At 67.7% G+C, this 24,170-nt stretch carries 33 protein-coding genes; all 33 read right to left on the reverse strand.

Features of this window, described 5'->3' with window-relative positions:
• Nucleotides 1-2: 2 nt before the first annotated feature.
• Complete coding sequence (locus AC0693_RS00925) at nucleotides 3-1,205, reverse strand: threonine synthase (protein WP_356408919.1); 1,203 nt, start codon at nucleotides 1,203-1,205, stop codon at nucleotides 3-5.
• Nucleotides 1,205-1,648 carry a DUF6917 domain-containing protein gene (locus tag AC0693_RS00930; protein ID WP_468462895.1) on the reverse strand — a complete coding sequence of 148 codons (444 nt, stop codon included), beginning with the start codon at nucleotides 1,646-1,648 and terminating at the stop codon, nucleotides 1,205-1,207. The genes AC0693_RS00925 and AC0693_RS00930 overlap by 1 nt, the downstream gene beginning before the upstream one ends.
• Before the next feature lie 127 nt (nucleotides 1,649-1,775).
• Entirely contained in the window at nucleotides 1,776-3,623 is a 1,848-nt protein-coding gene (locus AC0693_RS00935) for a carbamoyltransferase family protein (protein WP_469317794.1), read from the reverse strand.
• Nucleotides 3,623-5,761: an iron-containing redox enzyme family protein gene (locus AC0693_RS00940; protein WP_478800698.1), complete on the reverse strand. Its 2,139-nt coding sequence runs from the start codon at nucleotides 5,759-5,761 to the stop codon at nucleotides 3,623-3,625. The genes AC0693_RS00935 and AC0693_RS00940 overlap by 1 nt, the downstream gene beginning before the upstream one ends.
• 204 nt (nucleotides 5,762-5,965) lie before the next feature.
• Nucleotides 5,966-6,979 carry an SGNH/GDSL hydrolase family protein gene (locus AC0693_RS00945; protein ID WP_469317792.1) on the reverse strand — a complete coding sequence of 338 codons (1,014 nt, stop codon included), beginning with the start codon at nucleotides 6,977-6,979 and terminating at the stop codon, nucleotides 5,966-5,968.
• A gap of 97 nt (nucleotides 6,980-7,076) precedes the next feature.
• Nucleotides 7,077-8,339, reverse strand: a complete 1,263-nt coding sequence (locus AC0693_RS00950; RefSeq protein WP_478800699.1) for an ATP-grasp domain-containing protein — start codon at nucleotides 8,337-8,339, stop codon at nucleotides 7,077-7,079.
• A gap of 959 nt (nucleotides 8,340-9,298) precedes the next feature.
• Nucleotides 9,299-10,582 carry a phosphopyruvate hydratase gene (gene eno / locus AC0693_RS00955; protein ID WP_356408982.1) on the reverse strand — a complete coding sequence of 428 codons (1,284 nt, stop codon included), beginning with the start codon at nucleotides 10,580-10,582 and terminating at the stop codon, nucleotides 9,299-9,301.
• Between the two features lie 268 nt (nucleotides 10,583-10,850).
• Nucleotides 10,851-11,507, reverse strand: coding sequence for an RlpA-like double-psi beta-barrel domain-containing protein (locus AC0693_RS00960; protein WP_478800700.1), 657 nt, complete (start codon nucleotides 11,505-11,507; stop codon nucleotides 10,851-10,853).
• A gap of 175 nt (nucleotides 11,508-11,682) precedes the next feature.
• Complete coding sequence (locus AC0693_RS00965; RefSeq protein WP_478800701.1) at nucleotides 11,683-11,937, reverse strand: Txe/YoeB family addiction module toxin; 255 nt, start codon at nucleotides 11,935-11,937, stop codon at nucleotides 11,683-11,685.
• Nucleotides 11,934-12,182 carry a type II toxin-antitoxin system Phd/YefM family antitoxin gene (locus AC0693_RS00970; RefSeq protein WP_478800702.1) on the reverse strand — a complete coding sequence of 83 codons (249 nt, stop codon included), beginning with the start codon at nucleotides 12,180-12,182 and terminating at the stop codon, nucleotides 11,934-11,936. The genes AC0693_RS00965 and AC0693_RS00970 overlap by 4 nt, the downstream gene beginning before the upstream one ends.
• Nucleotides 12,183-12,375: 193 nt before the next feature.
• Nucleotides 12,376-13,614: a tyrosine-type recombinase/integrase gene (locus AC0693_RS00975; protein WP_469317786.1), complete on the reverse strand. Its 1,239-nt coding sequence runs from the start codon at nucleotides 13,612-13,614 to the stop codon at nucleotides 12,376-12,378.
• A gap of 37 nt (nucleotides 13,615-13,651) precedes the next feature.
• Nucleotides 13,652-13,834 carry a helix-turn-helix domain-containing protein gene (locus tag AC0693_RS00980; RefSeq protein WP_469317785.1) on the reverse strand — a complete coding sequence of 61 codons (183 nt, stop codon included), beginning with the start codon at nucleotides 13,832-13,834 and terminating at the stop codon, nucleotides 13,652-13,654.
• A complete protein-coding gene (locus tag AC0693_RS00985; RefSeq protein WP_469317784.1) occupies nucleotides 13,831-14,121 on the reverse strand; it encodes a hypothetical protein in 291 nt (96 codons plus the stop codon). Before AC0693_RS00985 ends, AC0693_RS00980 begins: the two co-directional genes overlap by 4 nt.
• The gene (locus AC0693_RS00990; RefSeq protein WP_469317783.1) at nucleotides 14,118-14,354 is read right to left on the reverse strand and encodes a hypothetical protein; all 237 of its coding nucleotides are present in this window, start codon (nucleotides 14,352-14,354) and stop codon (nucleotides 14,118-14,120) included. The genes AC0693_RS00985 and AC0693_RS00990 overlap by 4 nt, the downstream gene beginning before the upstream one ends.
• A gap of 16 nt (nucleotides 14,355-14,370) precedes the next feature.
• The gene (locus AC0693_RS00995; protein WP_469317782.1) at nucleotides 14,371-14,799 is read right to left on the reverse strand and encodes a hypothetical protein; all 429 of its coding nucleotides are present in this window, start codon (nucleotides 14,797-14,799) and stop codon (nucleotides 14,371-14,373) included.
• Complete coding sequence (locus AC0693_RS01000) at nucleotides 14,796-15,266, reverse strand: hypothetical protein (RefSeq protein ID WP_469317781.1); 471 nt, start codon at nucleotides 15,264-15,266, stop codon at nucleotides 14,796-14,798. Before AC0693_RS01000 ends, AC0693_RS00995 begins: the two co-directional genes overlap by 4 nt.
• A 50-nt stretch (nucleotides 15,267-15,316) precedes the next feature.
• Nucleotides 15,317-15,880, reverse strand: a complete 564-nt coding sequence (locus AC0693_RS01005; protein ID WP_469317780.1) for a deoxynucleotide monophosphate kinase family protein — start codon at nucleotides 15,878-15,880, stop codon at nucleotides 15,317-15,319.
• 53 nt (nucleotides 15,881-15,933) lie between these two features.
• Entirely contained in the window at nucleotides 15,934-16,287 is a 354-nt protein-coding gene (locus AC0693_RS01010; RefSeq protein WP_469317779.1) for a hypothetical protein, read from the reverse strand.
• Nucleotides 16,284-16,532, reverse strand: coding sequence for a hypothetical protein (locus tag AC0693_RS01015; RefSeq protein WP_469317778.1), 249 nt, complete (start codon nucleotides 16,530-16,532; stop codon nucleotides 16,284-16,286). Before AC0693_RS01015 ends, AC0693_RS01010 begins: the two co-directional genes overlap by 4 nt.
• 74 nt (nucleotides 16,533-16,606) lie before the next feature.
• Entirely contained in the window at nucleotides 16,607-17,413 is an 807-nt protein-coding gene (locus AC0693_RS01020) for a hypothetical protein (RefSeq protein WP_469317777.1), read from the reverse strand.
• Between the two features lie 13 nt (nucleotides 17,414-17,426).
• Nucleotides 17,427-17,840, reverse strand: coding sequence for a hypothetical protein (locus AC0693_RS01025; RefSeq protein ID WP_469317776.1), 414 nt, complete (start codon nucleotides 17,838-17,840; stop codon nucleotides 17,427-17,429).
• 16 nt (nucleotides 17,841-17,856) lie between these two features.
• Nucleotides 17,857-19,107: a DNA cytosine methyltransferase gene (locus tag AC0693_RS01030; RefSeq protein WP_469317775.1), complete on the reverse strand. Its 1,251-nt coding sequence runs from the start codon at nucleotides 19,105-19,107 to the stop codon at nucleotides 17,857-17,859.
• Nucleotides 19,107-19,307, reverse strand: a complete 201-nt coding sequence (locus AC0693_RS01035) for a hypothetical protein (RefSeq protein WP_469317774.1) — start codon at nucleotides 19,305-19,307, stop codon at nucleotides 19,107-19,109. Before AC0693_RS01035 ends, AC0693_RS01030 begins: the two co-directional genes overlap by 1 nt.
• A 7-nt stretch (nucleotides 19,308-19,314) precedes the next feature.
• Nucleotides 19,315-19,857, reverse strand: coding sequence for a hypothetical protein (locus tag AC0693_RS01040; RefSeq protein WP_469317773.1), 543 nt, complete (start codon nucleotides 19,855-19,857; stop codon nucleotides 19,315-19,317).
• Between the two features lie 19 nt (nucleotides 19,858-19,876).
• A complete protein-coding gene (locus tag AC0693_RS01045) occupies nucleotides 19,877-20,200 on the reverse strand; it encodes a hypothetical protein (RefSeq protein WP_469317772.1) in 324 nt (107 codons plus the stop codon).
• A 75-nt stretch (nucleotides 20,201-20,275) separates the two neighbouring features.
• The gene (locus AC0693_RS01050; protein ID WP_469317771.1) at nucleotides 20,276-20,818 is read right to left on the reverse strand and encodes a hypothetical protein; all 543 of its coding nucleotides are present in this window, start codon (nucleotides 20,816-20,818) and stop codon (nucleotides 20,276-20,278) included.
• Nucleotides 20,815-21,027 (reverse strand): hypothetical protein, encoded by a 213-nt coding sequence (locus AC0693_RS01055; RefSeq protein ID WP_469317770.1) that lies wholly within the window; start codon nucleotides 21,025-21,027, stop codon nucleotides 20,815-20,817. Before AC0693_RS01055 ends, AC0693_RS01050 begins: the two co-directional genes overlap by 4 nt.
• A 107-nt stretch (nucleotides 21,028-21,134) precedes the next feature.
• Entirely contained in the window at nucleotides 21,135-21,677 is a 543-nt protein-coding gene (locus AC0693_RS01060) for an antirestriction protein ArdA (protein WP_469317769.1), read from the reverse strand.
• A gap of 64 nt (nucleotides 21,678-21,741) precedes the next feature.
• Entirely contained in the window at nucleotides 21,742-22,089 is a 348-nt protein-coding gene (locus AC0693_RS01065; protein WP_469317768.1) for a hypothetical protein, read from the reverse strand.
• 73 nt (nucleotides 22,090-22,162) lie between these two features.
• Nucleotides 22,163-22,483: a hypothetical protein gene (locus AC0693_RS01070; protein WP_469317767.1), complete on the reverse strand. Its 321-nt coding sequence runs from the start codon at nucleotides 22,481-22,483 to the stop codon at nucleotides 22,163-22,165.
• A 13-nt stretch (nucleotides 22,484-22,496) separates the two neighbouring features.
• Nucleotides 22,497-22,931, reverse strand: a complete 435-nt coding sequence (locus tag AC0693_RS01075; RefSeq protein WP_469317766.1) for a hypothetical protein — start codon at nucleotides 22,929-22,931, stop codon at nucleotides 22,497-22,499.
• A 26-nt stretch (nucleotides 22,932-22,957) separates the two neighbouring features.
• Complete coding sequence (locus AC0693_RS01080) at nucleotides 22,958-23,275, reverse strand: hypothetical protein (RefSeq protein WP_469317765.1); 318 nt, start codon at nucleotides 23,273-23,275, stop codon at nucleotides 22,958-22,960.
• 78 nt (nucleotides 23,276-23,353) lie between these two features.
• Entirely contained in the window at nucleotides 23,354-24,160 is an 807-nt protein-coding gene (locus tag AC0693_RS01085) for a hypothetical protein (RefSeq protein WP_469317764.1), read from the reverse strand.
• Nucleotides 24,161-24,170: the final 10 nt, after the last annotated feature.

Consider the following 24,170-nt stretch of genomic DNA (forward strand, 5'->3'; position numbering starts at 1 on the left):
GATCAGGAGGCCAGGATGTTCGAGGGGGTGGGGAGCAGCGGGCGCTCCGCTCCCGTGAGGACGATCAGCAGGTCGCTGTCCGCGTCGAGCGACCCTTCCTGGGCGCTGCGCATGGCGCCGGCGAGGCAGGCGGCCGCCGCGTAGCAGGCGTCGAAGCCGAGCGACTCCAGGAGGCCCTTGGCCATGTGCATGTCGGTCGTGCGGGCCGCGACCAGGGCGCCGTTGGTGTTCAGGCACATGGCGCGCATGTAGGGGTAGGTGTTCGTCGGGTCGCCCCGCTGGATGGCGTGCGCCAGTCCGTTGGGGTTGGCGACGATGTCCTCCTCGGCGACCGTGGCGCGACCCGCGTTCCAGGCGCTGACCATCGGGGAGCAGCTCTCCTCCTGTACGCCGATGAAGGCGGGGAGGTTGTCCATGAGGCCGATGCGGTGGAGTTCGACGGCGCCCTTGTAGCCGCCCAGCAGGCCCATGCCGCTGCTGATGGCCTGGAAGACGTGCGTGGGAGCGGTCGGCATCTGCTGGTACGCCTCGATGTAGGACATCTTGAGGCCTTCGCGGCGGGCGTAGTTGAAGAAGCCGCCCTCCCAGTAGTAGCCGTTCGCCTTGGCGAACTTCTGGGCCGCCGCGCCCGCGCCGACGAAGGTGTCGGCGACGGCGTGCGTGGTGATGCGCGGGTGGTCCGCGTAGTTGAGGCGGTAGGCGAACTGCTCGCCCACGAAGATGTGCAGCTTGAAGTCGCGGACCAGGTTCATGGCGTTCGCGTAGGCGGTCGAGCTGTTCCCGGTGGACGCCATGACGAACTCGTCCACGCCGATGCCCTTGAAGCGGCTCAGCGTGGCGGACGCGATGCGGTCCTTGGTCGAGCGGGTGGGATTGCGCGACTCGTCCTTGATGTGCACGGACCGGACGCCCAGCAGCCGGGCGAGCGGGGGCACGCTGGTGCAGGGCGTGTTGCCCTCGCCCAGCCAGGTGAGGTTCTCCTCGTCCGCGACGGGGAGGACGTCCTTGTAGCGCCGGAGCGGGTTGGGGTCCTCGTCGAACGGGCGGATCTCCGCGCGGTCGAGGGGGTACAGCACCTCGATCGCGCCCTTGCACGCGGAACACCGGTTCGTCCGGGCGTCCGCTTCCTTCTCGCAGTCGAGGCACAGGTGCAGCGGGCCGTCGGCCAGCGCGCGGTTGGCGTAGAGCTTCTGATAGTCGAACATTAAGATTCCCCCGAACCCTTGTCTTCTCGCGGACGCGTGGCGATGGCCGTTCCGGCAGTCAGCCCGAGCGCGTGGCCATTTCGGAGAACGGGTCCCTCGACAAGGATGTTGTAATGATTCGGCATGTGCGTCTCGTCGAATCCGCTGATGGTGCCGAGCGTACGCCCGGCGCAGATCAGTTCGTCCCCGACGGCAAGTACGCCCGATGTGTCGAAAGCGGCGAAGCCGTAATATTCGACGTGATCGACGGGAAATTCAGGGCCGGGTCCCACGTTGATGAACTCGTGGACCTCGCCTGCGCGGATGCACCGCGTCTCCCATTTCGACGGCTTTATGGCGCGATCGTAACGGGTGTGGTCCATGACCGCAATCCAATGGAGCTGCAATGATTCTCTGCTGGAGAACAAATCGCTTACTGCTTCCTCGTACTCGGCTGGTCCCACGCCGAGGGACCGTGATGGAAACGGGAACCGAACCGGCTCGACGCGGTGACGCGCCGATACAGCGAGATCGGAACGAATACCGTGACGAATGCCAGGGCTGCTGCAATGCGCATGGGGCCGGTCCTTTTCAGTCGAGCGGAATCTCGTCGCGCCAGTCGACGGCTTCGGCGAAGGGCGGCTGGTCGTCCTTGTGCAGCACGTGGCCGCCCAGGACGAGCACGTCCATCCCGGTGCGCATGAAGCAGCGGTAGGCGTCCTCGGGGGTGTGCACGATGGGTTCGCCGCGCACGTTGAACGAGGTGTTCACCAGGACCGGGCAGCCGGTGGCCGCCTTGAAGGCGCTCAGCAGCTTCGCGAAGGGCGCGTTGTCGCGCTCGGTGACGGTCTGCACCCGCGCCGAGAGGTCCACGTGGGTGATCGCGGGCAGTTCGGAGCGGATCTCGCCCAGGCTGCCCAGTCCGCGGCTGGGGCCGCCGGGCCGCAGCGCCGCCTCGGTCTTGATGCGGTCCGCGACTTCGGCGACGACCAGCATGTACGGGCTGTCGCCGACGAGGCCGAAGTAGTCCCCGGCGTCCTCGGCCAGCACGGCGGGCGCGAACGGGCGGAAGGACTCGCGGAACTTGATCTTGAGGTTCATCCGCTTCTGCATTTCCAGATCGCGCGGATCACCGATGATCGACCGCGCGCCGAGCGCCCGCGGACCGAACTCCATGCGCCCCTGGAACCAGCCCACCACGGCGCCGTCGGCCAGGTGGGTGGCGACCTCGTCGTACAGCTTGTCCTGCCCGTACGACCGGAAGACGTAGCCGTTCTCCGTGAGGAACCGCTCGATCTCCTCGTCGGAGAAGCCCGGTCCGAGCAGCGCGCCGGACATGCCGTCACCGCCGTCACCGCCGTCGGCGAGGTGCGGCCGGCCGTGCGTCGCGATCGAGTGGTCCAGTGCGGCGCCCAGCGCGCATCCCGCGTCACCGGCGGCCGGCTGGATCCACATCCGGTCGACGATGCCGGAGCGGCTCAGCACCCCGTTGGCGACGCAGTTCAGCGCGACGCCGCCGGCCATGACGAGCGAGCGCTCGCCGGTCTGCTCCACCGCGGCGCGCGCGAGCCCGAGCACGATCTCCTCGGTGACCACCTGCACGGAGGCCGCCAGGTCGCAGTGCCGCTGCTCCAGTTCGCTCTCCGCGTCCCGGATCGGGGCGCCGAACAGCTCCTCGAAGCCGCGTCCCACCATGCGCGTTCCCTGGTGGAACTCGAAGTACTTCATGTTCAGCGTGAACGAGCCGTCGGGGCGCAGGTTCACCAGCTCGCGGCGGATGAGGTCCGCGTACTTCGGCTCGCCGTAGGGCGCCAGGCCCATCAGCTTGTACTCGCCGGAGTCGACCTTGAAACCGCAGTAGTAGGTGAACGCCGAGTACAGCATGCCCACGGAATGCGGGTAGGAGACCGAGTTGACCAGTTCGAGCGAGTTGCCGCGGCCGTGCCAGATCGTGGTGGTCTGCCATTCGCCCACGCCGTCGATGGTGAGCACGGCCGCGTTCTCGAACGGCGAGGGGTAGAACGCCGACGCCGCGTGCGAGCGGTGGTGCTGCGAGGCGACGGCGCGCGGCGCGGCGCCGCGTCCCAGCGCGTCCAGTTCGGAGTTCACCCGCTCCAGGACGTTGCGCTTCCAGCTCAGCCACTCGGGGAGCACGGCCGAGAACGGGCCGATCCCGCGCGGGCCGGCGCTGGCGAAGGAGGACAGTACGCGCCCGAACTTCAGGGACGGGTCCTCGTAGTACACGACCGCGTCGAGGTCGGCCAGGGATATGCCGGCGTGGTCGAGGCAGTAGGCGATCGCGGCGCTCGGGAACGCCGGATCGTGCCGGATGCGGCTGAATCGTTCCTGCTGCGCGGCGGCCACGACGACGCCGTCGCGTACCAGCGCGGCCGCGCTGTCGTGGTAATAGGCCGAAATTCCTAGTGTATATACGGACATCAGGACACCCCCACCGGTGTGTGATGGAACAGCGACCGGCCTTGCGATCGAGGTTTCCACAGCGTTTTCTGGAATCGGTTGCCGATGAGATCGGCGAATCTGGACGGCAGTGGGGCGAGTGACTCGTAGCCGACCCGGACCCGCTCCCATTCGGCGGCGGACTCGGCCGGGCCCGACAGCTTCGCCACCGTGCGCATGTGCGTGTCGATCGCGTCGGCGGCCCAGGCCGAATGGCCCGTGGACACGTTGTCGATCGTGTTGTGCAGGTCGACGAAATGCGTGGAGAAGCCGTAGTGCTTCAGGAACGTCCGCGCCGTGCGGTAGCTCCCGCCGACCCCGGAGAGTTCCATGGCCAGGTTCATGCCGAGGATTTCCGGCAGGAACGTGTGCGGCAGCTTCCCGAGGCACAGCCAGTAGACCGGCCTTTCGAGCGATTCCTCCCGGAACCGGGTGTCGTAGGCGAACTCCCTACTGCCGGTCGGGGCCAGCTCGATGCCCATTTCGCGCAGGACGTCGCGGTAGATCTTGGGATGGTTGATCTCGATGTCGCCGTTGCCCAATTCGTCCCAGTAGGTCTCGAACAGGGGGAAGCCGAACCGTGTGGTGGCGAGCCCGGCATCGGTGAACCCCTGCAACCAGGAGCCGTCGATCAGCGTCAGCGGCGCCAGTTGCAGCGTGGAGTCGATGACCTCCTCGCGGCTGGGCATCCCGTTCGACCTGCTGGTCTCGAACTCGGCGCCGTGCTTGTCGTGCTTGTCCAGCAGCCAGGGCCGCAGACCGGCCGACGTCCAGCTCTCCGGCAGCGACCGGTCCGTACGCCCCACCGACAGCTTCGCCCGGGCCAGCCAGCGCTTCACGTAGCGCAGGGCGAACGCGCGGGTGGCCGGAGCCAGCGCCCGGCCCTGCAGGACGAAGTACGCCTCGCGGATGTCGCCGGGCGCCACCCCGTCCTCGGGGGTGCCGGCCGCTTCGAGGGCGTCGAGGTCCTGGACCCGCGGGGCCGGGGCGGCCGGGGGCAGCGCGGGCCGCGGTTCGGTGTCGGCGAGCGAGTCGATCCACTTCGAGATGATCTCGACGTCGTCGGGCGAGAAGACCCGGAACATCGGCCCCTTCGGACCGATCAGGCCGTTCACCAGCGAACTGCGCTCCGCGCGCCCGGGCTTGACCATGCGGGTCGCCGCCAGCTCGCGCAGCAGCGGAGCGGGGTCGGACTGCGCGCGCTCCAGCAGCTCGGAGAGCGTGCCGTCGCCCATCGGGAAGTCCTGGTGGTAGACGGCGCCCTCCCGGGCGCGCTCCCGGATCAGCTGCTCCATCGCCCGCCGGGGATCCAGCGCGGCCGCGGCCGCGTCCAGCAGCAGCCGGTCCCACGCGCGCAGGGCGCTCAGCATCCAGGCCGCGCCGCGCTCCACCGCGCGGTGCGCGTCGGGTCCCGCCGCGCAGAACTTCTCGGCGATGCCGCGCGAGACCTCCAGGGGCTCGCAGACGTCGGTCGCGCCGGTGGACCGCGCCAGGTCCAGGCGCGCCCGTTCGCTGCGCGCGCCGTCACTGCCGGCGTCGCGGCTGCCGCTGCCGTCGGTGCCGTCACCGCTGCCGTCGCCGCCGTCTGGGCCGAGCACGGACCAGCAGGGCAGTGCCCCGGCCGTGCGCATGACCAGGTCGATCCCCGCGAGCAGCGGCGCGAACGCGTCGCTGCGCCGGGTGAGCGCGAACACGGTCGCGGGCAGGGCGAACATGTGGTCCCGGATCTGCCGTTCGGCGGCCAGTTCGGCCGCTTCCACGGCCAGTTCGGGCCGGCCGTACCGCGTCGCGAGCATCTTGAAGGCGTCGAAGCGCGACGACCGCGGGCCGCCGACGCCGATGTCGTCGGCGAACAGGGCGAGGATCCGCAGGTGGACCTCGTCCTCGAAGACGCCTGGTGCGCTCATCCCCTGGAGCCACGCCCCGAGCGTCGAGGCGAACGGGGCGGACTGCCTGAGCACGGCGTGCGCCAGGGCCGCCGATGAGCCGGAACGGCCGGCCGTGGCGGCCAGTTCCCGGTAGGCGCCGGACTGTTCGTCCGCCCATGCCCGCACCGCGTCGAGCGTGTCGGACAGGTTCGGAGGGGTGGCCTCGGGATCGTCGGATGCGACCTCGGCCATGAGTGTGCGAATCGTGGTGCTGCCCAGAAACAGTTCCGGGTCGACACACCGGCGGTACGTCTCACGCCACATTAAATGCCCTTGCTGTGTTCGGCCGATCCTAGAACATGGGATAGATCGAGGTGTCCGTCTTCTTGGGCTTGTTCTTCCGCCCGAAGATCCGGCTGATGATGGACTTGATGAACGACATGCGAAAACCTTTCGCTAGATGTTTTCCAGGATCTTGCGGGCCACGAAGTCATGGCCGTTGTCGGTGAGGTGGATCCGGTCGATGAACAACCAGTCGTCCGCCGCGGCCGATTCCGTCATGACCGGGCTGAAATTGACGAAGTCGATGCCGAGGTTCTTCGCCCCCTGCTCCAGCTTCGCCGCGTATTCCACGTTCACTTCGCGGCTCAGGATGTCGCCGTACATCGCGGCGAAGCCACCCATGCGTTCGAGCTCGTCGAAGATGAGTTCCTCTTCCCGGCTGCCCTTGTCCCGCACCCAGCCGGACAGGGGCTGGAGAATGTAGGTGATCTTCGCGTCCCAGGTGGAGGCGAGCGCCTTCCAGGCGTCCAGGTGCCGGATCGTGAGTTCGGCGGCGTAATCGATCTGCTCGGTGATGCCGGGCACCACCGGCTCGGCGACCGCGGCGGGTTCCTGCTTCTTGCGGAACAGGTTCTTCACGGACGGGCCGGCGGCCTTGGGCTCTTTGTGCCGCCCGAGCATTTCGTTGTACATGTTGTACTGGAAGAACGTGCCGTGGTCCTCGTCCCTGACCTGCGGCATCCGCGCCAGGCTCAGGTTGTTGAAACCGGAGAACAGCACGATCTCGTCCACCTTGGGGAGCAGGTGGCGGTAGAGGGTGAGCAGCAGCAGCTCCTGCGTGGAGTTGAAGCTGCGGCCGCCGAAGTTCAGCCAGGTCTGGTCGCGGGGGTCGTGGACGTTCAGCCGTGAAGGCAGCGTCCAGGCGTCCGAACTGGCGCCGATGCCGAAGACGGTCGAACTGCCCGCCAGGAGGCGTACCGACTCGGAATCATGGTGGTCGGCCGCCGAATAGCTGCGGTCTCCGTGGGTGGCGTACCGAAAACCTACGGAATCGGTGTTCACCACGTCCGAGCTGTAGGACTGCGGGTGGAAATACAGCAGGTGCGGAAGCCAGCGTATCTCCCCCTTGCTCGTGAACTTTTCCTCGTAGCCCCGCAGGTACGGTGCCAGCTCGGTGCGGATACTCACAGGTGCTCCTCAGGCCATACGAGACCTTCGTCGAAAATGTGCAGGAATATGCAGGGTGTGCGGAACGTGCAGGAACGCGCCGGAACGTGCGGGAAAATTATTCGAGTTCGAGGCGGATCGATTTCACGAGTCCGTCGTACGTCCGCGCGAGCGCGTCGTCGCTGTCGGCGGTGAAGAGGACGTGGCCGTGCGACTGCCAGACCCGCGGGGGCACGTCGACGGCGTCGCCGACCGTGCGGTAGACGGCGAGTTCGTGCACACGGGGGTCGAGTTCGGCTTCCCGCACCCCGGTGATCGCGCTGATCCTTCCGGCCCTCTCCGCGAAGAACAGGTAGAACCCGGTCGGGACCGGCTCGGGGCGGGGCGTGAGGTCCGGCGTGCGGCCGGAAGCGACGTCCAGGACCGCGGACACCAGGTCGACACCGGTGCTCAGCAGGACCGACTGGTAGACCGGGCCGCCCCCGATGCGCGCCGCGGTCTCCAGGATCTTCGGAGTGCCGTCGTCCTGGATCCGGAATTCCGTGTGCGTGGCGCCCGTGGTCACGCCGATGGCCCGGTGGGCCGCCTCGACGAGTTCGGTGACGCGCTGCTGCACTTCCGCCGGAAGCCGACTGGGGGTGGTGCAGTGCACGTCCGCGAAGTAGGGGCCGGTCGAGGGGAGCGGCTTGTCGTGGATGGCGATCACCCGCGCCCGGCCGTCCACGACGATCGACTCGACGCTGATCTCCGCCCCGGGCAGGTATTCCTCCAGGAGGACCGCGCCGGAGTAGGCGCTCACGACCCACGCGTAGAGCGGATTGTTCTCGATTCCGGCCCACGCGCCCCGCTGGATGGTGGCGAAGTGCTCGGTGAGTTCGTCGATGTCGTCCACCCGGCGCAGGTAGCCGGTGTCGTTGTCGACGAGCGGTTTCAGCACGAGGGGGAAGCCGATGCGCGCGGATTCCGTCAGCGCCTCTTCCAGGGTCCTCGCGAGGCCGTAGGCGGGCTGCGGGACGTTCTCCGCGCCGAAGGCCCGGCGCATCGCGTACTTGTCGCGCACCGTACGGGCCGCGCGTTCGCTGATGAAGGGCAATCCCAGCTCGGCCGCCACCGCCGCGGCGGCCGGCACGCTGTGGCCGACGAAGGCCGCCACGGCGCGAATCGGTTCCGGTTCTGATGCGGCGAGTTCACGGACCGCGGAAACCGTGGCCTCGATGTCCGAGGTGTCCACCGGCAGGACGACATCCGCGAATTCGGACTCCCACGTGGGGTTCTTCACGACCAGCAGGAGGCGCTCGCCGTGGTCTTTCGCATATTTCGCGGCGCGTGCCAGGTGGGTGCGGCGGCTCGCGTTGGATGTGTGGAGTATAAGAATGCTCATTCTTTGTCTTTCCATGCATCGCGAGGACAAGACAGCTGCGGCCGGGCACACCAGGAGGAACTCCGCACCGAGCTGCGCCCGGGGCCTCTCAGGATTGCGGGCCGATGGCGGACGATCTCCGCTCGGGACGCCCTTTCGGCACACGCGGTCGCCTTTGACCGGGGCGGGCGGCGGGGAAAATCGGTCTGGCCGGCTCCCGGACTCCGCAGATCAGCATGTATCCCTGATCGCAACCATTCAAAACTTTTATCCCCCCTGTCCGCTTTCAGTGCATGCAAGATCGCTGAACGTTCGCAATCTAACCACACGTTCGCGCCATGTCGAACGACGGCCCGGTGTACGGAGGTTGGGGACGGAGTCTGTCAAGTAGGGGCATTCAAGGGCGAGATGTGTGAAGGTTGCGGCGACCAAAATTTTCCCACTCTGGGGCGGTTTGAGCGCCGAGTAATTTTCCATCCGTAATTCCCCGGGTTGGCCTTGCGCACAGGGGTGTTCACCACCGAGCCTCCTTCGCGGAGCGGCAGCGCCCCGCACGCCTTCCACCTGCGGCGAAGGCGGCAGCGGGCTCGGCGACGGCCGGGTAGGGGACCGCCCGGCGGGGCCGCCCACGAGCCCCCGGGGCGGGCCGGGCAGGGGCGGAGCGGGCCGGGATCATCCCAGACCGCCGGCCGAGCGGGTACCGGCGGGAACAGGCCGCTCACCGACTCCCCCTGCAACCCCTCAACTTCCTTGCGGGCAGGGCCGTCCGGGCGAAAGGAAGCGCATCATGACAACGTTGTTTTCGGGGGTCGCGAATACACAACTCCCGTACACTGAACGGAAACTGACGCTCAGTGGAATATCAGCACCTCTGCACGAGGATGAACCCTTGGCGACATCTCCTCGGCGGACACGTGTCCTACGGCACAAAACGAAATGCGCCGGACCCTTCGCAGGGCCCGGCGCATTGCTCGAACGGCTCAGGAACGGACGTACAGCGCCGACCGGCCCGCGTAGAGGGCCTGGCCGCCCAGCTCCTCCTCGATACGGATGAGCTGGTTGTACTTGGCCGTACGGTCCGAACGGGACAGGGAACCCGTCTTGATCTGGCCGCAGCCCGTCGCGACCGCCAGGTCCGCGATGGTGGTGTCCTCGGTCTCGCCGGAACGGTGCGACATCACGACCGTGTAGCCCGCCTTGTGGGCGGTGTCCACGGTGGTCAGGGTCTCGGTGAGCGAACCGATCTGGTTCACCTTCACCAGGATGGAGTTGGCGATCCCGTCGCGGATGCCGTCGTTCAGCCGGTCCACGTTGGTGCAGAACACGTCGTCGCCGGTGAGCTGGCACTTGTCGCCCAGCACCTGCATCAGCAGCTTCCAGCCCTCGAAGTCGTCCTCCGCCATGGCGTCCTCGATCGAGGAGATCGGGTAGCGGGAGACCAGGTCCGCGAGGTACTGCGCGTGCTCCTCCACGGAGCGCTTCTTGCCCTCGCCCGCGTAGTCGTAGAAGCCGTCCTTGTAGAACTCGGACGTCGCCGGGTCCATGACCAGGGTGATGTCCTCGCCGGGCGTGTACCCGGACTTCTCGATGGCGTCCACGACGAACTGCAGCGCCTCGTCGGAGGTGCGCAGGTTCGGGGCGAAACCGCCCTCGTCACCCACACCGGTGCTGTGGCCGGCGTCGGAGAGCGACGTGCGCAGGGTGTGGAAGACCTCGGAGCCCATCCGCACGGCCTCGAAGAAGTTCTCCGCGCCGATCGGCGCGATCATGAACTCCTGGAAGTCCAGGGCGTTGTTGGCGTGCGCGCCGCCGTTGATGATGTTCATCATGGGCACGGGCAGCAGGCGGGCGCCCGACCCCCCGACGTAGCGGTACAGCGGCACGCGGTGCGCCGCGGCCGCCGCCTTCACGGTGGCGAGCGAGACGCCGAGGATGGCGTTCGCGCCCAGTTTCCCCTTGTTGGGGGTGCCGTCGAGCGCGATCATGACCTCGTCGACCAGCGCCTGGTTCTCGGCCTCGACCCCCACGAGGGAGTCCGCTATGACGCCGTTGACCGCTTCGACCGCCGTGCGAACGCCCTTGCCGTGGAAGCGGGAAGCGTCACCGTCACGCAGTTCGACGGCCTCGTTGGCGCCGGTCGACGCCCCGGAGGGAACCGCCGCACGGCCCACCGACCCGTCCTCCAGGAGGACATCCACCTCGACGGTCGGGTTGCCCCTGCTGTCCAAGACTTCGCGTCCGACAACTCGGGTAATCGCAGTCATCATGCTCCTTCATTACTGATCGGCGCCACGGAGCCTTCGCTTATGTCCAAGACTTCTCGGACATAAAAACCAATCCCCCGTGAAAGCCACGCCCGTTGATTCGGATGTTGACATCTTCCCACGCCCCCGTCTCACCCCTCGGGCACCTGTGAAGCACACAAACCGCCACCAGGCGTTCAGGGAATAGCCATTGAGCGCAGCCGACTCCCCTCGGAAGCGCGCCAATTTCCTTTCACGCGGGGGGGCTCCCGCTTCCCAGCCGGAGCCCCTACTTCGCGAAGTGCCAGGTGACCTTGATGTCGCCGCCGTCCCTGGGGGCGAGGGCCGAGAAGGCGCGGGGCGTCAGGTCGAGGCCGTTCTTCGGCGTGGTGGGAGCCGCGTCGACCACCCGCACGGTCACCGACTTGCCCTTGTACGTGACGACGACGTTCAGCCCGCAGTAGGCGTTGCGGCCGTGTCCCCCCGATTCGAACACCCTGTGGTCGAGGGCGACGGACATGTCGTTGTCCCCGATGCGCTCCCCGCACGCCCCGGCGACGCCGTCCGGCTGGAACCAGCCCGCCATCCCGGTGAAGTTGCCCTTGGGCGGCCTCACCGGCTTGCCCGGAGCGGGAGGGGTCGTCGAGACGCCGGGGTCCGGGGCGACGGTGGAACCGGGCGGTGCGGTGGGGGTGGAGGTGGGCTCCACGGGCCGCTCCGTGGAACTCGGCGCGGCGACGACGGCGCGGGTCTCCTCCGCGGAGGCGGAGGCGGAAGCGGAAGCGGAAGCGGTGGAGGTGGGCTCCACAGGCTGCCCCGTGGTACTCGGCGCGGCAACGACGGCGCCGGTGTCCTCCGAGGCGGAGGCGGTGGCGATGGTGACCAGGGCGGCGGAACCCACGGCCAGGACGGCCGTGGCCGCAGTGATGGCGATTCTTGCTCTCATCGCGCCACGATGACGAACGCTGCTAACGCTCCCCTAACGTCCGGTCAACGCTCGATGATCGCCCCGAGCGTGAGCTGCGGGCCGCTACCGTGCGGCCATGACCACACTGCCCGACTGGATGCGCCCGCCGCGCGCGGAAGGCTGGTTCGCGGATGCCCGAGTCCGGCCTCGGCGATCAGTAGTGGTACCGGGCGGCCAGGATGACGGTTTCCTTGTCCGTCATCAGGTAGACGAGGCGGTGCTCGTCGTCGATCCGCCGCGACCACACCCCGGGCAGGTGGTAGTTCAAGGGTTCCGGCTTGCCGATCCCTGAGAACGGGTCACGCCTGACATCCTCGATGAGCTTGTTGATCCGGACGAGCATCTTGCGGTCGTTCTTCAGCCAGGACGCGTAGTCCTCCCAGCCCTGATCCTCGAAGACAAGCCTCACGCGGCGCCCGCACCTGCGTCCGCCGAGTCCGGATCGATCAGCTCGCGCTCCGACACGTTGATGTTGGCCAGGGCATTCTCGTACGCCTTGAGCGGCCGACGGGCGTTCGCCGGTGAGCGCAGCAAGTACGAGCCCTCGCGCAGCGCCGCATAGTCCTCGGCCGAGACGAGCACGGCGTTGCCGTGCTTCGAGACGATCTCGATGGCCTCGTGATTCTCGTTGACCCCAGCACGGGAAAAAGCCAAGGGCCCACCTCCGAGGAGGCGGGCCCTTCTGACCTGCGGGTTTGTCCAGTGAACGACATGGCGCTCACTCACACGATCACACGTTGAAGCGGAACGTCACACACAGCGCTCTGACCTGCGGAAACGCGTCTCCGGAAGATCGTATCCAGCACCGATCCAGCACGGTAGGGATTCATCCAGCACATCCAGCACATCACGCCGCGGTGTCGTACCCCGAGGGGTCTGTCGGCGCCTCCGGCCGCATGGCTTTCTGCATGATGTCACGGCATCGGTCCCACGCCTCCGGGACGAGGTGACCATAGATGTCGACCGTGGTCTTGATGCTCTTGTGGCCGAGCCACCGGGAGACCTCATGGATCGGGACCCCGTTGGCCAGTGCGGTGGAGGCGAAGAAGTGGCGGAGGCTGTGCGGGGTGTACTTCGCTGACCCGTCCGGGTTGACCAGGCCGGCCGCCTTGCAAGCCTTCCGGAAGTGGTACCCGTAGGTGTTTGCCGTGGGCATGATGCCCTTGCCCCGCTCGCGCGGCGGGAAGTAGACCTCGACCACCCGCTTCCGGCCGCTCTTGTCCTCGAACCCGAGAGGCACAGGCTTCCACTCCGCTACGTGGTCGTGGCACTCCTGGGCGATGAAGGGCGCCACCGGGACATCGCGGTACTCCCCTTCCTTCCTGTGCTTGAGCGGCACGAGCCTGGTCTTGCTGTCGCCCAGATGCGCCTTCGAGCTGATCTGCCACCGGACCCTGATGAAGTCGCCGCGCAGGCATCCGTTGTGGAACGCCAGCGCCTCACTGATCCGCAGGCCCGCTCCCGCCTGGAGGGGGATGGTCAGCTTGTACTGGGGCGAGATGTGCTTGTGGATGAGGTTGACCTCGTCCAGCGTGGGGATCTCGTCCTCATCGACGGCGTTGTTCGTCGGCTTGATCACGACATCCTTCGCCGGATCTTCCTGGATCAGCTTCTCCTCTTTGGCAGACCAGAAGATGTGCTTCACCATCTTCATCCGGTCGTACACGGTGCTCTCGGCCAGCACCTTGAGGATCGCCGCCTTGAAGTGCTCGATGTCCCGCTTGGTGACGGAGGCGAGCGACTTCCTGCCGAGGTGGGGTATGAGGTGGTTGTCGAGGAAGCCTCTGTAGTTCGAGACCGTCTGGTCGGCGACGGTGCGGCGCTCCAGCCAGTCTTCGGCGTAGGCCCGCAGGCTGATCTTCCCTGCGTTCGGGTCGATGTAGACGCCTTGGTCCTTGTCGGACTCCATCTTGGTGCCGTGGGCCTCGGCCAGGGTCTTCGTCCGGAAGGTCTCCTCGCGCTGCCGGCCGGTCCTGCCGCCGGGCTCGCGGTACCGCACGGTCCATTCGTGGCCGCAGCGGACCTTGTCGCACGGGTAGTTCTTGTTTCGCTTGTCCGTCTTGCATCTCTGGAAAACGGTAGCCATGTGGCCCCCTATCTTGCTGGGCCTGGGCAGGCGCCCGTTACCCGTAGTTGTCTTCGAGGTAGGCGACGATGTCGCGCTCGCGGAATCGCAGGAGGCGGCCGACCTTCTGGGCCTTGATCCCCCACGTCCGATACTTGTTCTTGACGGTGATCTCGCTGACCTTCAGCCAGTCGGCCACCTCTTCCGGCGTCAGCAGCCGGTTGCTTCCGCCCGGACTCATGCCGGGCCTCCGGGAGGTGTCGGTCGTCGGATGAGCTCGTGAACGGCCTCCCAGGCGGTCGCCGCCGAGGCGAGGGCCTTCTTGCGGTCGTCCTGGAGCGTTCGGATGGCGGCCGGCACCTGGGACGGGTCGGTGATGCCGAGGAGTTTCGTGACCCGTCCGAGCAGCTCCGCCGGATCTTCCGCCGGAGGCTGCTGGGCGGGGCGCGAGTACACCCGGCATTCCTGGCCTGAGACGCCCATGACCCAGCCCCAGCCGTTCGCGAGGGCCTTTTCGCTGTGCGTCACGCGGCGGCCCCGGCGCGTTCGGCGCGAGACTGCGCGGTCAGATGGAAGAGGCCGTGCTCGCACTGGTAGTACCGGTTCTCCCGGTACAGGCCCCGGCGGTGGCCCTTGCGCTCTCCTACGCGGTCGCGCTTCGCCTGAGCCCTGCCGAGTGCCTTCGCTGCCGTGTGCTCGTCCTGGTAGGCGCGGCCGTGGCCACATTTGCAACTGCTGAACTTGACGGCCCTGATGGTCATGTCCGGTGTCCTTGGTCTACTTGCGGAATCGGTCGCACGGGCAGGTGGGTATCTGGCAGGCGCCCCGTGCGGCGCTTGCTGCGGAGTGGGTGAAGGGGGCGTGGCCGCACTCGGGGTCCTGGCAGTACCCCTTCCAGCCCTTCTTGCCGTCGATGTTGGCGAGCATCCCGCCGGGGCTGTTGAGCTTGACCAGGCGGCCTGTGCCGCCGATGGACAGCTTGGAGGCGAAGGCTCGGGCCTCTGCCTCGTTACCGAAGGGCGCCCAGTTCAGCCCGCGGTGGCCATCGCTCCATGTGTGGACAAGGGCGATCCAGTCGCGCATCTGGAGGACTTCGCCGATCTCCTTGATCAGCGCCTTGGCCATCTGGTCGGCGCTCTCGAAGGAGGGGTCCTCCAGGAGCGCCTTCACCGCCTCGATCTCCTCCTTGCGGGGAGTGAGCCTCACTCGCCGCCCTCGGGGTCGACGAGCTGCTCCAGCCGGTGCAGGACGGCCGCGAGCTTGTCCGAGTCCTGCTCCATGTGGATGTCGTACCGGAGCTCGTCCCAGCGTCGGAGGTTGTCGCTGGGCACGTCGCCGTCCTCGTCGCGGAGCTCGTCGAGCTGGCCTTCCTGGCGGGCGCGCAGTCTGCGGATGTCGGCGACAACGCTGCGGAGCTCGGCCAGGAGGTCGGGCAGCCGGTGCGGGCCGGTGATGTCGGCTACCAGCAGTGCGGTTTCGGGCGTCGGGTTGACGACCTCGACGGGGAAGGTAAACCAGTCGGGGTCCAGTGCCACCGGGAAGCCGATCACCGTCCAGGCTCCGTCGTGTGTCTTGGTACCGGCGTCGCCGTCCGCGTCACGTATCTCGGTGCCGGCTGGCAGCTCGTCGAGGACCACCGGGTGGCCGATGCGGTATGTCGTCGTGCTGGTCACGGGTTCTCCCCTCTCGTTGACAGTGACACTATCTCAATGGATCGGACGGATCAACTCTTACATTCGCTCGCGATAGAGAGCAGGCGGCAGCCGAGTTGGAGCTCCGTGCCGTCGTTGATGATCACGGCGTCGAAGGGCCAGTCGGCGAGCGCGCGCTCACTGATGTGGCCCGCCTCTGCGATGGGCACCTGGCCCGGCCTATCGATCCGAATCAGCAGGCCACCGCGCGACTTGATCGCTTCGGCCTCGTTCGGGAAGCGGACGTCCGTGATGACGGTCGGACGGTCCCACTCCTCGAAGTCGCTGAAGAGCGCGTTCACCCACACGTCGGGGCCGAGGATGCGGCGGCCGGCCTCCGTGCCGCAGCGCTGGAGGAGCTCACGGACGCCGGGGTACTTCTTGACCTCGTCCCAGCCGAAGGCGTCCACCTCCACGGCCAGCGAGAAGGTCTCCACGCCCTCGATCTGAGGGGCGGGCGGGTTCACCGCGTACAGGAAGTCCCTGACCTTGTCCGCGAACGCCCTACGCTGCCATCCGGCGGCGACAAGGGCCTTCGCACCAGCATCCTTGCCCGATCCTGCGGGCCCTGAGAGGCCGACCAGTCCGTTGCTCACTCTTCTCTCTCCATCGTCGATCGTCGGTTCCGCTCCGAGGCGGGGATGTCGGGTTACCCCTCGCGGCTGTCCACGAGGCGGCACAGGCCGGGGGCGCGGACGCGGCCTTCGCACACGTCGCAGTCGCAGTCGTGCATGCAGGTGTCGCAGGTGATCTCGTCGCAGAGGGGCTCGGGGCCGTGCCAGTGGTCGGGCGCGGGTTGCTCGCACCCCCAGCCTTCGCAGCTCCTATCCCGGCCCCACGTCGGGTAGACGATGTGCTCGCGGCTTCCGGGGAGACCGTGAACGAGGGGCTCCCCGGGACAGTGGAACGTCGACCGGCAGGCGGAGGCTTCGTCGGTGAAGGCGGCCCGGCAGCGCAGGCACTGAAGGCGCTGCTCGGGCCGCTTTCGAAGCTGATGCCTCATGCGTCGGGAAGTAGTTCGACTTCGGCGTCCATCGGCAAGGAGACCGAGTTACGGTGCGCGGGCATGGCGTCCGGCTCGTCGGAGATGTGCAAGCGCCACTTCTTGATGCGCTTGTCCCAGTCCTGGGCCATCACGCGCTTGGGGGCAGCCAGCAGGCGACCGGCACGGGTGACGACGTACCCCCTGGTGTCCTTGCCAGTGGCCCTGATGCGCTGCCCTGCCCTCACGTCCGCGATCTTGCTCATCCTCGGGCCTGACTCAGGGGTGGTCGGGCTGGCGGTCATGTCACTCCTAGATACACTCTAGCAATGGGTCCTGATTACGCGGCGAGCATCGCCGTGCGCGTGTGGGCGTCGAGTGCGGCGCGGGCCTGAGCCAAGGCCCAGTCGTAGCCGTAGTGCCCCCAGCAGGAGTCGACCTCTTCCCAGGTCGTCATGGCGTCGTCCGCGTCGGCGCGCAGCCAGTCGACGGCCTCTTCGACGACGTAGCCGTACACGTCGCCTTCGGCCCATGCCTCGTACTCGGCGCGCTCGGCGTCGAGGTACGCCTCGGGCAGTATGCCGAGGTCTTCGGCGTCCTCCCGCAGCAGATACCACAGGGAGACGGGGCCGCGTGCTGGCCGGGACTCGATGACGATCGCGCCGTGGAAGATCCGGGCCCAGCGGGTGAAGGTCTCGATGCCCTTCCAGCGGTTCCAGCTCACGCGGTCCCAGGCTTCGGCGAGTGGGCCGCCGTCCTTGTCGACCGGGGCGTACTGGCCGAGGTGGGTGTCGATGGTGATGACGTGCGCCAGGTGGTCGAAGTCCTCGCGGGGGTTGCGGGCATCTTCGTCAGGGACGAGGCGGACGCGGTAGCGGCCGTCGTGGCTGGTCGCAACGATGTCGTTGCCGGTCATGCTGATCTCCGGTCGGAAGACGGTGGATACATGGCGATCGGCGGGCATGTCGAGCTGGGACGCGGGGCCGCCGACGTTCAGCCCCAGGGCGGTGAACTTCTCCGCCAGTGCCTCGGCCAGGTCGCCGCCGTTGACTTCGCCGTCAGGGTCGTCACCGCGCAGTTCGCACCAGGTGCGGAAGAGGTCGGCGAGGGCTTCGCCGCTGTTCGTGGTCGGGTCGAAGGTGAGCATCCTGTGTTCCAGGTCAGAGGGTCGGTGCGGGGAAGTGGACGACGCAGCTCGTTCGCCGGCACGGGCGGCCGAGTGAGGTGATGAACTCCTTGTGGGCGTCGAACGCCTCCGTCAGCCAGTCGTCGTCCTCGACGAACTGGGGGCGCTTCTCGGCCCACAGGGCGCGGACTTCTTCGATGTCGCGAAGCTCGTGGAAGTCGCTGGCGCCGTGCTGCCGGATCAAGTCGATCCAGGAAGCGCGGACCCGTTCGTATCCGCGACGGGAGTGGTCGTAACCGGTGGCGGGGTCGATGTCCTCGATCGCCACGCCGGCCGCTATGCAGATGGCGGTGCGGGCGTCGGCCATGGAGGTGAGCCGGTCCGCCTCGCACTCGGGGCAGTCGAGGGGGCTTCGGGCGTAGTGCATCAGCAGAAGGTTCGCGCGCATGTTCTCTCTCTGTCGGTCAGGCGGCGAGCGCGTGCTCGGGCTGGGCGGGGGTGTGGTTGTAGATGTCGGCGAGGTACTGCCGCAGGCGCTCCTCCCAGGGCTGGGACAGGAGGCTGCCGATCACGACGGCGCCCATCGGTGGGGCGACCACATCGCCGATCTGCTGCGTACAGCTCGACCGGGAGCCGGTCCACGGATAGCCGGGCCGGAAGCCGACCAGGAGCGCGGCCTCGTCGAGCGAGAACTTTCGGTCCTTGTCGTGCTCCCAGTACCAGCCGCGGATTTTCGAGGTGATGGCCGTGGCCGGTTTGTCGGCGCTCCAGCAGTTCCCGCCCGCCGTCTTACGGACGCCTCTGGTGTTGACTCGGATGCCTTCGGGCCAGCCGAGGGCCTCGGCCGTGGTGGTAGAGGGGATTTCGCTGACGGGCTTCGTGCGGGCGGTGTCGAGGTAGCGGTGCCGGGCGGCGAGCATGAAGGTGCGCTTGCGGCGGCTGGCGAGTCCGTACTCGACCGCGTCCAGGACCTGGAAGTCCACGCTCAGCCAGTCGGCGCACCGGAACTCGTCACGGATGCCGTCGATGATGACCTCGGGCAGGGCGCTGGACTGCTCCATTGCGATCCACCGGAAGTCCTCCCCCACGGCGGACAGGGCCAGGCCCCAGATCACGACTTCCGCAAGGAGGCCGATCCGCTCATCGGTCAAGTCCTTGGCCATGGCACGGACTTCGTCGAGGCCGTAGATGGGGCCGGACCAGCCGTATGGGCAGTCGGGGCAGTCGCTCGGGCAGTCCTCGGCGCACTGGTCTTCCTCCCAGACGCCGATGGTGGCCTCCCATGCGCAGGTGAGCATGTCGAGGAAGATCTGCTGGTTGCGAGGGTCGAGTCCGGCCCGTTTGCCGGCCGGAGTCCAGCACTGGCACGGGGCCGTGACCAGGAGGCCGCGCGTCCAGCGCAGGGCGGGGTGGTGCGGGTCGAGGGTTCGTACGTCGGCGACGATGCGCTGGAACCCGGCCGCGGTGGCGGTCGCGGCTGCGTCCTTGTTGAGCTCGATGCCGATGATGTCGAGGTTGTGGCCGAGGACATCGCGGATGCCGACCTCGAGCCCGCCGGGACCGCTGAAGGGATAGACCACGCGTTCCGGGTCGCCCTCCTCGGGCGGGAAGAGCCAGCGGACGGGCCAGGGATACGCGACGGCTTCGAGGTCTTCCTGCGACCAGGATTCGGCCAGCCAGGGAAAGTCGTCGGTGGCGAGGGTGACGTTCGACATCAGTCCACGTCCACGGTCTCGACACTGGTGAGCCAGCCGGTGACGATCTCCCAGTGGTAGCCGGGCCGGATCAGTCCGTCGCTCATGTAGACGTGCCGGCCGCAGTCGGCGCACTCGTAGGGCTTGCGCTCGATGTGGCGTATGGGGCCAGTGCAGGCGACGCACCGCACGACGTTGGCGGGCGGGTCGATGGTGATCACAGTGTTCCTAGGCGGTGTAGGCGGCGATCCGGGCGGCCAGGTCGGTCACGCGTGCCTCGGCCTTGCGCAGCTCGTCGCGCACCGTGGCGACGGCGGCTTCGGCCGCCCCGAGCTCGCCCTCCAGCTCCAGGCGCTCGCTGATGAGCCGCCAGTCCGGGTGGTCTCCTTCGAGCCGCGTGGCCGCGTCCTCGACCATTTGGCGCAGCCGTCCGCGAGCTGCGGTGGACTCGCCTATCTCCTGGTCGTGCTCGTTGGTGAACTCCCAACGGCGCAGCGGGCTCTCCCAGCTCCACAGGGAGCAGTCCGTGCTGCGCAGCCACTCCTCGCGCCGGGCGTGGGCCCTGGTGCGCCGGGAGGCGACCCGGTACCTCCGGCCCCGGATCTTCACGAAGCCAGGGGCATCCTTTTCGTCGAGCGAGGAACTGACGGCGAGCCGGGGCTCAGGCAGGAGTACCGACTCGCCTCCCCATACCTCGCTCTTGGTGCGGGCCGCGATGATGGTGACGTACAGCTTCCCCTCGGGGAACTCGTACTCGGCGTGGTGCTTCATGTTGTCCTCTTCTTCGTGGTCAGGCGTGTGTGACGTAGGGCAGGCCGGCATCGAGAGCGGCGCGGAGCTCGGCGCCCAGGCGCCGGTAGTGCGCCAGCGCCTCTTGCGCCCGCGCCCAGTCCCCCGTGTCGAAGGCGGCGATCTCGTCCATCCACTTCAGGCAGGCCGCAGGGGTGAGGAAGTGCTGAAGGGTGCCGTTCTCGTCTACGAGCAGCGCCTCGTCGGGGTCGACGTACGCGGTGTCAAGGTCGAGGAGGTGGCCGCACTCGTCACAGCGGAAGAGTCCATCCGGCTGGGCTCCGTAGTCGCCGAGGTCGCACTCCCGGCAGGTCATCGCGCTCATGGGTATCCTTTCGAGCCGCGCCCGGCCCTCCGCGACTCCAACGGGGAGGACCGGGCGCTTTCGTCGTGCGTGGGGTCAGCGATCGAGGTCGTGCTCGACGGTGAAGCGCGCCCGCATTGCCTCGGGCCCGTGTTGACGCCAGTGGGTCAAGGTGGCTCGCTCACCCGAGGGCTCGGCGTCGTGCGATCCCGTCACCACCTCGTCGGCCTCGTCCCCTCGGTCGAGGTGGACATAGGGAGCTAGGTCGTCGCCCGCCGCGCTGTCGTTCTTCTCGATGAACAGGTGGCACTTGGCGCACTTCTCGTACAGCGCTTCGGCCTGCGCGTGGCCGAGATAGGTGAGGAGCTCGTTTACGAGCCGTTCCTCGTACGCGCTCAGCGCGCGGTCTGCCTGGGGCTTCGGCTCCTCCCTGAACCAGGAGGGCGGCCAGGTGTCGGCGGGGAGCGCGAGGATCAGCGCTTCGGCTGCGTCGGCGAGGTGGCTGCCAGCGTTCTCGTCATCCCACGACCAGGCGTGCCCGTCCTCGGGCTCGTTGCGCCAGGTCTGCACGGCCTCGTCGAGCTTCGTGACGGCGACCTTGATCTTCTCGGCGTCGAGGTTGTTGTTCATCGCGGTCACGCGTCCGCGCCGTACATAGCGGTGATGGTGCGCTCGGCGACCTGCTGGGACAGCGGGTCAATCTCGTCCACCCAGGCGTCGTCGTTCTCCTCAAGCCAGGCGAGCAGCGCTTCGTCGTCGTCGACCATGTCGGCCGGCACTTCCAGCTCGGCGACGACATCGCAGCTCACGACCTCTTCGATCTCGAAGCGGACGGTCACGGTCTGCATTGCAAGCACGGTTGCTCCCAGGTGAATTCGGATGCGGCAGGGGCCACAGGTCAGGTCTTCGTCGAGCAGCTCGGGCACGTGGCCGCACTCGACACAGGGCTCCGCGTTCAGCACGAGCTGAAGACGTAGATGCCGCCGGGCGCGTCCTCGGAGTGGAAGCCGCCGGTGAACAGCTCCTGGGCCGCGTAGTCCCAGTCGATGGCGTTGAAGGGCCAGACCCGCATCCGTGCCTGGTCCTCCGGGTCAGAGGTGTCGTCGGCCCACTCCTGGGCGAAGTGGCCCTCGCTCTTGTGGAAGCCGCGGTAGACATCACGGAACTGGTCAACCCAGTGGGCCCGGTTGGACTGCTGGCCGAACACCCCGACCCAGGCGGCGAAGGGGCCGGTCTCGTCGTCGGACAGGTCGGCCAGGGCCTCGGCGATCTCGGCCGCCTCGTGTGGCGAGCACTCGCCTTCCAGCGCGCCGCAGAAGTTCTCGTGGTCAAAGACCCACAGTTCCTCGTGACTCGTCGCGCGGCCGTGGAGGTCTTCCGGGGTGACGAGGTTCGCTATGTCGGCGTCGTACCAGTCGCCGGTCAGGCGACCGCCGTTGTAGCAGGACAGGCAGCCGATCCAGACGCGCGGTCGGAGGGCAGTGGACAGGGTGATCATGTTGCTCCTCGCTGGAGAGGGGCCGCCGGACCAATCGCACGGCCCGGCGGCCGGTGGCTGTTGGTCAGGCGTGGGCGGCGAGGTGGTTGGCGAGGTCGCGCCGGACGCCCTCCCATGCCGCGATGGCGAACTCGGCGGTGGAGATGTCCAAGAGCGCCATGCGTCGGCGCGTGGCCGTCCTGGCGGTGGCCTGGCGCTGCTTGGCCTCGGCGAGCGCGGCTTCGAGGTCGGCGGTGATCGCTTCCTCGGGCTTGCCCTTGATGCGGGCCTGGGCGAAGCCGTTCAGGATGATCGGCAGCCCGTCGCGCATGATTCGGGTGGCGTCGGCCCGGCGCATGTCGCCCTGGCGGACGTAGCGGTTGACGACCTCGCGGGCGGCCTTCTCCGCCTCGGGCGTCTTCGGCTTGATCATGTTGCGCTCCTGTTCTTCAGGGCGCGGCCCCTCGATCACTCGAACCAAGGGGCCGCTAGATACACTATTTCAATCAGGGATGGAGAGGCAGCTTGCGTGTGCCGTCGAGCATCAGCGGCGCGTACTTCCCGATGAGCAGGGAGTGCCACAGCGGCTCGTCGGCGAACGGGACGCCCTGTGTGCGGGCCCCGCGGATGATGTGCTCCAGCAGTGCGGAGAGGTCGCGGCCGTCCACGTAGGGGGCGCAGATGAAGCAGGCGTTCCAGAGCCCGTCGTCCACGGGCAGCGGCGCGGCGATGCCGTCGCCAGCGGCCACCAGGAGCGGGATGTTCTCCTCGGGCACCTTGTAGAGCCAGGAGGCGGCCACGGTGCCACAGAAGTCGCAGGGGGTCATGGGTCTCCCCCGGTCAGGACGCGAGGGCGAGCTCGATGGGCTCGGACCGCTCACCCTGGTAATGGAGGTCGTCTTCGTCGTCGTCACCGTTGGCGTGGCACTCCAGCCAGAGGTCAGCGACGCTCGGGTGATCGATGGCCCGGAAGAACGCGGCGAGTTCTTCGGCCTCCGAGCAGGTGAACTTGTCCGCGATGTGGTCGGCCAGCATCCCGTCGTTGAACAGGGCGGCGAGGTCGCACCCAGCCCTCCGGAGTCGGGTGATCTCTTCGGCCACCTCCTCAACGATTTCCGTGGCCAGGGCCAGGAGGGTGCGGGTCGCCTCTCGTTCGGCACGCAGAGCCCCCCAGGGATTCAGGGCGCAGCTCAGCCGTGACCAGACGGCCGGCATGTGGCTCAGCAGAGACTTGGTGGCGGTGAAGACCGTGTCGAGACGCTTGAAGGCACGCATGATGTGTTGCTCCTGGTGGTGGGTGTCTACAGGCAGAGCAGGGGCGGGGTGATCAGGGAGAGCTCTCCCTCGACCTCTTGGACCGAAATGCCGTGGGGCTCCCAGACGCCGCACTCGGGGTCGCCCTCACAGGGGCAGTCGCGGCGGGAAGTCTCGACGAGGGCCTCGGCTCCGAACCGGGCGAACGACAAGGCGTCCCCCTCGGTCTCGAAGCGGGTCTCCTCGCGGTGGTCGTGGGTGACGACGAACTGGCCGCCTCGGTCCTGCTGGATCTCCCAGAGGCCAAGCAGGTCGGCGATCTCGTTCCAGACACGCACCTCGTAGGGACGGGTGGCGGTACGCATGTGTCCTCGCATTCGCATGGGGAGCCACCCCTCCCCGGGAGGGGACGGCAGGGAGGGGTGGCAGTTCAGGGGAAAGGGTCAGGCCGGCATGAGGGCGAGCTGACCGGGGATCTCGTTGCGCATGAACTCGCGCCCGAGGTTCAGGAAGTGCTCCGTGCGGCCGTAGTCGTACGCGTCACGCACGTCGTCCCAGTCCGCGTAGCCGTCCGGCTCGCAGTCCGACAGGTCCCAGAGCTTCTCGGAGGCGTGCTCGACGATGCTCTGGTGGTCCGCCCGGCTGTCGTACGGGTAGTGCAGTGCAACGTCTTCGAGGGCCTCGTCGAGGTTCTTCTCGAACACCTCGCGGCGCTGGTCGTAGTAGTCGTCCTCGTCGAGGAACGGGTGCTCGTGCTTGACGAACTCAGCCAGGGCGACGGCTTCGCGGAAGGCTGCGGTGTACGTACGGCGACCGTGGCAGTCACCCTCGCATTCGGCGCCGTAGCACTCGTCCTCGTACGGGTCGCAGTTCGGCTTGCACTCGGCGGTGTGCGTGCCGAGGCACTCAAGAGGGCAGATGCCCTCGTAGACCTGGATGAAGAGCTGGGCAACGTCCCAGGCGCTTGATCCGCCCCCGCACTCGTACACGTGCTCGTCGGAGACTTCGGTGTCCGCGCGTCCAGCGTCAGCGGCTGAGCGGATAGCGTCGCGGGCCACCTCGAAGTTGGACTTGTCGCCGATCCATCCGGCGGCATCCTGCCGCCACCAGAACATCTCCACGTGCGTGGGGAGGTCGTTGGCGGAGTACCGGCCGGTGTGCCAGGAGGGCCAGGCGCGGTAGTCGTCATCGAGCCGGGCCGCGTACTTGGCCAGCGTCTCATCAGATGGTGCGTCAAGGGTGTCGAGCATGTGCATCCTC

The organism is Streptomyces sp. NPDC043876, assembly GCF_056435825.1.